Source organism: Pedobacter hiemivivus (genome assembly GCF_004331685.1).
GTDB classification, from domain to species: Bacteria; Bacteroidota; Bacteroidia; order Sphingobacteriales; family Sphingobacteriaceae; genus Pedobacter; species Pedobacter hiemivivus.
Window position 1 is genome coordinate 470,200 of record NZ_SJSM01000004.1, and the last position, 9,095, is coordinate 479,294.

Sequence of the window (9,095 nt, forward strand, 5' to 3'; positions counted from 1 at the left end):
AAAAACGCAAACAAAATAAAACCAAAGAACTGACAATCAGTACATTAAAACACAAAACCCCACAACCGCAGGACGGCAAGTTCTTTTTTTATAGCTTTTACCTATATATTTTATGTATAAATAACTATTTTTACTCTGTTGTTAAAACGGTTTATCGGTAACCTTTCATATGAAATACACTCCTCTTCCCGAAAATGAAAAAGAACGATTAAAAGTGCTGCATAATTCTCAAACATTTGATACCGCTTACGAAGCCCATTTCGAACGCATCACAGAATTAACATCCTCAGTATGTGATACTCACATTGCTTTTATCACATTAATAGATAAAAATAAACAATGGTATAGATCTAACAAGATTTTCACGGCCGAAGAAATTGCTATCGAAAACGATTTTTACAACCAAACAATAAAAGGTTTAGGTCTACTGGAAGTCTTGAATGCAGCAACGGATGTAAAATTCAAGACAACTCCAAGTCATCAATATATTAAGATCGCATATTACGCAGGCATCCCTTTAATTGATACCAATGGAGAAAATATAGGTACCCTATCCGTATTCGATACTAAGCCAAGAAATGAACTCACAACTAAGCAAAAGAGATTAATAGAGCTGCTGTCACACGAAATTATTTCATTAGTAACCGAAGTAAAAAGTAAAAAAGAACTAAACCACTTTCTAAAGCTTTATAAATTGTCGCAGGATTTAATTTGTGAAGCTGATACCACAGGCACCTTAAAGAGAATAAACCCTGCATTTAGCACTACTTTAGGATGGTCCGAACAAGACCTATTGAATACCCCATTTTATAATTTCATTCATCCGTATGACTTACAGTCTACCAGCGACGAGTTCAAGAAATTAAGTACCGGCAAAAACGCTGTAAATTTCACAAATCGTTTTAAAACAAAAAAAGGCGAATACAAAACCTTGCAGTGGAGTGCTACATCAGAAACAGATTCACATAAGGTGCTGGCTATTGCAAGAGATGTGACGAAAGAAAAAAGTGTTCAACAAAAAATCTTAATAAGCGAAAATAAATTAAAATCATTTATTGAGCATACTCAAGGTTTTATGTTCACCCACGACTTATCAGGCAATTTATTGTTCATCAATAATAACGGGGCGCAACATTTAGGGTTTACAAAAACAGAAATGCAAAGTATGACCTTATTCGACTTGACCCCAAAGGAACATCATACTTCAGTCACTGATTATCTGCAGGAAATTAAGATCAAAGGAAAGGCTGAGGGCCTAATGACCACCAAGCACAAAAATGGTAATCCTATTATTTGGATTTTTAACTGCGTTATAGAAAGTACAGTATCCAATAAGCCTTATATTATATGTAACTCTATTGACATTACTGAAAGGCACAATTTAGTAAAGGAATTAAAAGACAAAAGTAAAAAGCTCGAAGAATCCAATACTATAGCAAAATTGGGTAGTTGGGAATTAGATTTAACGGAGCAAAAACTAGTCTGGTCAGATGTTACGAGGAATATATTTGAAGTTGAAGCTGATTTTGAACCGAACCCTGATAATGAATTGTTGTTTTACAAAGCTGGAGAAAGCAGGGACAACCGTTTCAATGCACTCAACGCAGCAGTACTTCAAGGAAACAAATGGGATCTCGAGTTAGAGTTATTAACGGCTAAGGGCAACAATATTTGGATAAGATCAATAGGTGTTCCATATTATTACGAAGGTCGGTGCTATAAAATAAGGGGCACCGTTCAAGACATCACAAAAATCAAAAAAATGGAAGCAAGCTTAATTTCTGCAAAAGAAGATGCTGAGCTAGCCAACAAAGCCAAATCAGAGTTTTTAGCAAACATGAGCCACGAAATCCGAACCCCCTTAAACGGAATTATAGGCTTCACGGATCTATTGATTAAAACTCAACTAAATGAAACCCAACAACAATACTTATCCATAGTTACTCAGTCAGGAAATGCCTTACTGAACACCATTAATGATATTTTGGATTTCTCTAAAATTGAAGCCGGAAAGTTAGAAATGAACCGGTCAAAATTCAATCTTTACGAGATGGCAGAAGAGTCTGCCGATGTAATAAAATACCAGGTACAAAGCAAGGGGCTGGAAATGCTACTAAACATTTCATCAGATTTACCCAAATACATCTGGGCTGATGAGCTCCGACTGAAACAAATCCTCATCAACTTACTCGGCAACGCCGTAAAATTCACAGAAAAAGGAGAGATTGAATTAAAAGTCGAAGCCCTCACTGATCCCGGATTGAGAGAAATCAATTATCGCTTTGCTGTACGGGATACAGGTATCGGCATTAATCCAGATAAAAAACTTAAAATATTTGACGCCTTTTCACAAGAAGATGCGTCAACAACAAAAAGGTATGGTGGCACTGGATTAGGATTAACCATTTCAAACAAACTATTGGGACTCATGAATAGCAAGCTGCAGGTAGAAAGTACTCCTGGCAAGGGAAGTACATTTTACTTTGAAATACGGCTACAATCTGAACCAGGTGAATCCATTGAAATTCAGAATCTGGACACGATTAAAAAAGTTCTCATTGTTGATGACAACAAAAATAACAGACTAATCATCAATAAAATGCTTTCACTGAAGCAAATTAAATCAGTAGAAGCAAATAGTGGTACAGAAGCGATAGAATTAATCACGAACGGGGAGCGGTTTGATGTCATATTGATGGATTACCATATGCCTGATATCGATGGCCTAGAGACCATAAAAAGGATAAGAGAAATCCTAAAAGATACGGTTAAAGACCAACCAATCATCTTATTACATAGTTCATCTGATGAAAAAATCATCAAAGCTTGTGAAAATCTAAATGTCAATCATCGCCTATTAAAGCCAATCAAACTTAAAGATATGTACACTTCTCTTTTTCAGGTCATTTCTAAAAAACCTGAAAAACATAGTGCATCAATCCAGGAGTCAGAGAGAATGGAAGACCCTATTCAAGTCCTAATAGCAGAAGATAACGCTGTTAATATGCTTTTAGCAAAAACTATAGTAAGAAGAATTGCACCAAATGCAACCATATTCGAAGCTAAGAATGGTCTTGAAGCGCTCGAACATTATAAAAAAACGAAGATTGATATTGTTCTAATGGATATTCAAATGCCAGAAATGAACGGTTATGAAGCTACAAAGAAGATAAGATCTGTTAAACACAAAGCACATACTCCCATAATTGCGCTTACTGCAGGGAATGTGAAAGGAGAGAAAGAAAAATGCTTTGCAGCCGGCATGGATGATTTTATATCAAAACCAGTCGTTGCACATACCATTGCGCTCTCCCTAAAAAAATGGCTGAAAAATCCAAAAGAAGATCCTCATAGTGACATCTCTTTATCGCCATCTGAAGAAACCGATTATCACTTTAATATTGAGCTGTTAAAAGAATATGTTGGAGATGATGCAGGCGTATTAACAAAAGTTCTTTCCTTACTAAGAACCGAGCTGATGAACTTCTCTAAGGAGTTTAAAGAACATACAATCAACAAAGACTTAAATAAAATCCAGGAATTAGGCCATAAGATGTATGATACTGCTATCGTTTCAGGCCTAACAGCATTAGCGGTTATCGCTAAGAAAATAGGATCGATCAGCACCTACAATGACACCGAGATTAATAACCTATTGGTTTCAACTCGACAAGAGATAAAAACAGCAATAAGCTTAATAGTTAAGTAAACTATACATATAATAAGGATCCCGCATTTATAAAACGAGATCCTTATTACTAATTAATTTTTGGGCTGCACTCTTCCCGATTTCCGGTCCTGGCCACGTCCAATTAAATAACCCGTGCCCGCTCCTACTACGCCACCAATTATTGCCCCTCTACCATCTTTCTTATCAATAAGAACACCACCTAAAGCACCTGCTCCTGCACCAATAACAGCACCTTTAGCAGCCTGACTCCAACCTTTCTTTTTAGCTGGTGCAGCCGTTCCACCACTGTTCGATGTACTTACATTTCTTGCAGATACGGCTCTATCTTGCTTTACAGCCAAAGCAGCAGCTTTCTCTTCTTTAGCTTGCTCCAATTTTTGCTGCTCCTCTTCTTTAACTTTAGCCTCAGCCTTGTTAAAGCTGTCCAGCCTTAAGCTATCTTTAATTGCCACTATTGCCTTTTGTTTAATAAGGGCCTCTTCCTTAGCATTATTTGTGCAAGCTGACAACAATATTCCTGTTATCATAACTAAAAGTATCTTTTTCATAACTAAATTATATTTAGATTAACGTTGTATTGTACGAAATATGATGCCAAAAGCTATTTATACTTCAAAAAGCTATGAACTGATCCTTTTTTTTCGCCCATTAACAGCCCGCCAACAGCGAAAACCTATAATTTTGATATTAAAATTCAATTGATTATTTTCACATCGAAATATATATCAAAATAATATGCGTACAACAGGAAAAGTTAAATGGTTTAATTCTGCAAAAGGGTTTGGATTTATAACTCCAGAAAATGGAGGAAAAGATATCTTCGTACACTTTTCTGCAATCGCAGGAGATTCATTCAGAGAATTGAATGAAGGAGACAGTGTTGAATTTGAATTAAATGATGGCAAAAAAGGTCCTGAAGCATCTAACGTAACAGTGCTATAACAGCTAACTAAATTATTTAAAAAGGGGGAATGTCCAAAACATTCCCCCTTTTTGATTTAAAATACTATTAAATGAGTAATTCAACAGCAACATTAGCTGCAAAAAAAATAAGCATCTTAGGTTGTGGTTGGTATGGTTTAGAATTAGCAAAAGCATTAGTTGCACAAGGCTATCAGGTTAAAGGTTCAAGCACAACAAATGAAAAACTTGAAGTATTAGCCAACCACCAAATTCAACCGTTCTTAGTTAACTTCAAAAAAGGAGAAGAATACTACGACCCGATTTTTTTCCAAACTGATATACTATTTGTTTGCATACCACCCAAAAGAAGCACCGGAGAACAAGCAGATTACAAATACAAAATAGAGCGGATCATTAATGCAATGAAGCTCAATAATACGTCCAACTTGATTTTCATCAGTTCAACAGCTGTATATGGTGATACAAATACTACAGTAACAGAATTAGATATACCAAAGCCTGAAACCGAATCTGGAAAAGCAATTCTTGATGTCGAAAATCTGCTTAAAAACCAAACGGCCTTCACCACCACCATTCTTAGGTTTGCTGGCTTAGTGGGCCCAAAAAGAGACCCAGCAAGATTTTTTGCAGGAAAAACTGAAGTAGCAAATGGTCAGGCACCTATTAATCTTATTCATTTAGATGATTGCATTGGCATAAGCTTAAGTCTGCTTAAAAATAGCGCCTTTGGGTACACATTAAATGCCTGCGCTCCCGATCATCCCAGCAAACAAGAGTTTTACACCACCGCAGCTGTAAAAGCCCAGTTACACCTACCTACCTTTAAAAATGAATTGTTAACCTGGAAATTAGTCTCAAGTATTCAACCTCCAATAATAAACTACAATTACCTTGTATCCAACTGGATGAGATGGCTCAGCAAAGAAAATTAACCTCATCAAGTTATATAAGTATTTAAAATTATAAATTGCCCCGATTAAGGATAGCGTAATTATGAAATTGACAATCTTAGGCGCAGCCGAACAGGTAACCGGAAGTATGCATCTTGTACAATTAAAGAACTACAACATACTAATTGATTGTGGACTTGATTATGAGAAGGATACCTTTCAAAGAGAAAACCTATACTTTCCGTTCGATCCGGCAAGTATAGATGTAGTGATATTAACTCATGCCCATATTGATCACTCAGGCAACCTTCCCACCTTAGTCAGAATGGGCTTCAATGGGCAAATCCTATGCACTCCACCAACCGCAGACCTAACTAATTTACTTTTATTAGATTCTGTAAACATCTTCTTAAGTAAACAAAACCGACAGCCGAGATCTAGAAAGCACAGATCAGGTCCAGAACCATTATACCTACAAAAACATGTTCGAGAAACAGCCGAACGCTTTATCACCGTAGATTTTAATAAAGAATTCCGTATAAATGACCAACTGTCTCTAACCTTTATACCAGTCGGACACTTGTTAGGGGCCGCAGCTGTAGTTTTAACTGTAAATGAAAACGGCTTAACAAAAAAAATTGCGTTTACTGGAGATATAGGTAGAAAGAACTACCCCCTCCTTGTAGACCCACAACCAATTCCTCAAGTAGATTACCTTGTCTCCGAATCCACTTACGGCGGTAGATTCCATAATAACGATACCACACTTGAACAAAAATTAATAGAGACCATTAATGAATCTTGTATTAAATTTCCAGGAAGGTTAATCATCCCAGCATTTAGTATAGGTAGAACACAGGCACTAGCCTATGCACTAAATAAAATATTTAGTAAAAAGTTACTCCCCCCGGTAAAAGTATTCATAGATAGCCCGCTGGCCAGTTCAGCAACTGAAATTCATCATCAATACGCCCATTACCTTAATAAAGAAGCTCAGGACTTCTATAAAAGTCAGCATGGTCAATCTGAATTTAAAGAACTTTCTTATGTGCACGATAAGCGAGAAAGTACATCCATAAGTAACTATCACGAACCTTGCATTATTATATCTTCGGCCGGAATGCTAGAAGGTGGTAGAATACAAGACCATTTATATTATAATATTCAAAATTACTACTGCACCATACTATTTATTGGCTACTGCGCCAAAGGCACGCTTGGAAACAGACTATTAAGAGGTGATCCGATCATACGATTACGCAACCGGGATCTTATGGTATACGCAACCATAAAGCAAACCGACCTCTTGAGTGGCCATGGAGATCATAACGATCTTGTAAATACAGTTAAACAGCAAGACCCAAAAACCTTAAAAAGAGTGTTTTTAGTTCATGGTGATATCGAATGTCTTCATAATTTATCGGCGGTACTCGAACAAGACTACCAAGTGGATATTCCCAAAAAAGGTGATACCTATGAGTTATAAATTTTCTACCAAAAGCTAAAAATGTAGTAAATACTATACATATTTCCCGTTGCTTAAACAATAAAAACATTTCTTCCACACAATCTCACATCCCAAATAAAGCACTGATTATTAGGTCATTCAAAATTAATAATTAAGAAAAATAGCTTTGGCAAGGTTATTACAAGAACATAATTGATCGGTTGTATTAAAACTGAACAATTAACATCTAAATAGAAGGATATGAATACGAAAATTACAAAAACAGCCTTGGTGCTGTCCCTAATAGGGCTATCATCACAGCTATTTGCACAGGACCAACCGGCAAATAGATTCTCAGAAAAAACGTTCCGCACTTGGTCAGTTGGTGCACATGCAGGCGTACTAAGTTCAAATACGATCTTCAACGGCAACAGTCGCGATTTTCAAGCTTCCAAAGAAACATTAGGATATGGCGGTTACATCAAAAAACAAATCTTCCCTGCTTTAGGCATACAAGCTGATTTTTTAGCTGGTAAAGTAGAAGGCTTAAGAGCTTTCAGCGGTTTGGTAGGTGGAAACCCTACTTATGCTAACAATACAAGCTTTGAAACAAAGCTAGAATGGTCTGCAGCTTTAACAGCAGTTTACAATCTTGCCAACATTAGCATCAACAAAGAAAATGCAATACTTACCCCTTACTTAAAAGCAGGAGCAGGTTATTTGTCAGCAAGTGCTGATGTTACAACCGGAAGTACTGTTAATGCACAACCATACAAAGACGGGTATTTCATTCCTGTAGGAGCTGGTTTTAAATTAGGTATTGCTAAAGGCATCAATTTAGACTTTGGTTATGACGTTAACTTCGTTAAAAGAGGTGATTTCGATGGCTATAACACTGGTAAATTCGATAAGTTCTCATACGGACATGCTGGTTTAGAGTTTGCATTGGGTAGCAAAGAAAAACCACAATTACAAAACTACAGTTCATTGGCTAACTTACGCAACGAAACTGCTGCAGAAAGTGCTGAACTAAGAAGAGCATTATCTACTGCTGAGCAAAATGCAGAAAGAGACAGAGCGCAATATGCTAAAGACATGGGCGATGAAGACAACGATGGTGTTGCAAATAAATTCGATAAATGTCCAGGTACAAAATCTGGTACAGTTGTAGATGGTTCAGGTTGCCCAATCAAAGTTCAACGTGAAATTATCAAAGAAACCAAAGTTGTAGTTACAGAAGCAGATCGTAGAGTTGTAGATGAAGCCATCAAAAACTTAGAGTTTGATTTAGGTAAAGCAACCATCCGCCCTACCTCATATGCAACATTAAACAAAGTAGCTGAATTATTGGTTGCCAAAAACTTTAGCTTAAAATTAGCAGGCCATACAGATAACACTGGTTCAATGGCATTAAACTTACGTTTATCTAAAGAAAGAGCAGAATCAATCAAAGCTTACTTAGTATCACAAGGAGCAAATGCTTCACGTATTGAAGCAACTGGTTACGGTCCAAACCAACCAATAGCATCAAACAAAACTGCCGAAGGTCGTCAGAAAAACCGTCGTGTTGAGTTTACATTGTATTAATCTATAAATTAATCCAATACCAAAAAAGGGCGGCTGTATCGTATGATACAGCCGCCCTTTTTTATGCACATCGTCATCCTGAATCGTCCTTTAGATTTGACCAATGGTCTTGAACCTAAAAAACAATTGTTATTAAGTGTTATGTTTAATTCTTCAGATATACAGAATTTTGCAGGAAGAATGCCTAACCACGGCAGCGGCGAATTAACCGGTCGTCAAGGTTTTTATACCTATGGCATGATGAAATCCGCTGCCGYGTTTTCCCTTAGTGGCCATATAACAATTAGGGTAATACCCATTATTAAGGACTTGGACCGATGGGGCAAAACTGTTAGGTCTTGCTACAAAATTATAATTTAAAACTATGAATGCGAGCAGTAATTTTTTTATTGGTATTGATGTCTCTAAACCCTTCTTCGATGCTTCCCTTATGGCGGTTATTGATCATCAGAAACAAAGTATTGAAACAGCCCGTTTCGACAACACCGCAGACGGACTCAAAGCCTTTGCAAAATGGCTTAAAAGCTTCAAAGTATCGATGGATCAGAACACCTTA

At 36.8% G+C, this 9,095-nt stretch carries 6 protein-coding genes and 1 pseudogene; 6 read left to right on the plus strand and 1 reads right to left on the minus strand.

Annotated features, from left to right (window positions below; all coding sequences use genetic code 11):
- Positions 1-169 precede the first annotated feature (169 nt).
- On the plus strand, positions 170-3,709 hold the full coding sequence (locus EZ444_RS10605; protein WP_131608705.1) for a PAS domain-containing hybrid sensor histidine kinase/response regulator: 3,540 nt from the start codon (positions 170-172) through the stop codon (positions 3,707-3,709).
- Between the two features lie 53 nt (positions 3,710-3,762).
- Here the strand turns inward: EZ444_RS10605 and EZ444_RS10610 are convergent, their stop codons facing one another.
- On the minus strand, positions 3,763-4,239 hold the full coding sequence (locus EZ444_RS10610) for a YMGG-like glycine zipper-containing protein (RefSeq protein ID WP_131608706.1): 477 nt from the start codon (positions 4,237-4,239) through the stop codon (positions 3,763-3,765).
- A 187-nt stretch (positions 4,240-4,426) separates the two neighbouring features.
- Here EZ444_RS10610 and EZ444_RS10615 point away from each other — a divergent pair, with 187 nt between their 5' ends.
- The 5 genes and pseudogenes from EZ444_RS10615 to EZ444_RS10635 form a co-directional block, all read left to right on the plus strand.
- Positions 4,427-4,633 carry a cold-shock protein gene (locus tag EZ444_RS10615; RefSeq protein WP_131608707.1) on the plus strand — a complete coding sequence of 69 codons (207 nt, stop codon included), beginning with the start codon at positions 4,427-4,429 and terminating at the stop codon, positions 4,631-4,633.
- Positions 4,634-4,704: 71 nt separating this feature from the next.
- On the plus strand, positions 4,705-5,547 hold the full coding sequence (locus EZ444_RS10620; RefSeq protein WP_131608708.1) for an NAD(P)H-binding protein: 843 nt from the start codon (positions 4,705-4,707) through the stop codon (positions 5,545-5,547).
- Positions 5,548-5,608: 61 nt separating this feature from the next.
- Positions 5,609-6,991, plus strand: coding sequence for an MBL fold metallo-hydrolase (locus EZ444_RS10625; RefSeq protein ID WP_131608709.1), 1,383 nt, complete (start codon positions 5,609-5,611; stop codon positions 6,989-6,991).
- Positions 6,992-7,213: 222 nt separating this feature from the next.
- Positions 7,214-8,539 (plus strand): OmpA family protein, encoded by a 1,326-nt coding sequence (locus EZ444_RS10630; RefSeq protein WP_131608710.1) that lies wholly within the window; start codon positions 7,214-7,216, stop codon positions 8,537-8,539.
- Positions 8,540-8,903: 364 nt separating this feature from the next.
- A pseudogene (locus tag EZ444_RS10635) lies at positions 8,904-9,095 on the plus strand (hypothetical protein); the annotation flags it as partial.

Excerpts from the sequence above, each read along its gene's own strand:
- EZ444_RS10630 (WP_131608710.1), top strand. The coding sequence starts at position 7,214 with ATGAATACGAAAATTACAAAAACAGCCTTGGTGCTGTCCCTAATAGGG.
- EZ444_RS10605 (WP_131608705.1), top strand. The coding sequence starts at position 170 with ATGAAATACACTCCTCTTCCCGAAAATGAAAAAGAACGATTAAAAGTG.
- EZ444_RS10610 (WP_131608706.1), bottom strand. The coding sequence starts at position 4,239 with ATGAAAAAGATACTTTTAGTTATGATAACAGGAATATTGTTGTCAGCT.
- EZ444_RS10615 (WP_131608707.1), top strand. The coding sequence starts at position 4,427 with ATGCGTACAACAGGAAAAGTTAAATGGTTTAATTCTGCAAAAGGGTTT.
- EZ444_RS10620 (WP_131608708.1), top strand. The coding sequence starts at position 4,705 with ATGAGTAATTCAACAGCAACATTAGCTGCAAAAAAAATAAGCATCTTA.
- EZ444_RS10625 (WP_131608709.1), top strand. The coding sequence starts at position 5,609 with ATGAAATTGACAATCTTAGGCGCAGCCGAACAGGTAACCGGAAGTATG.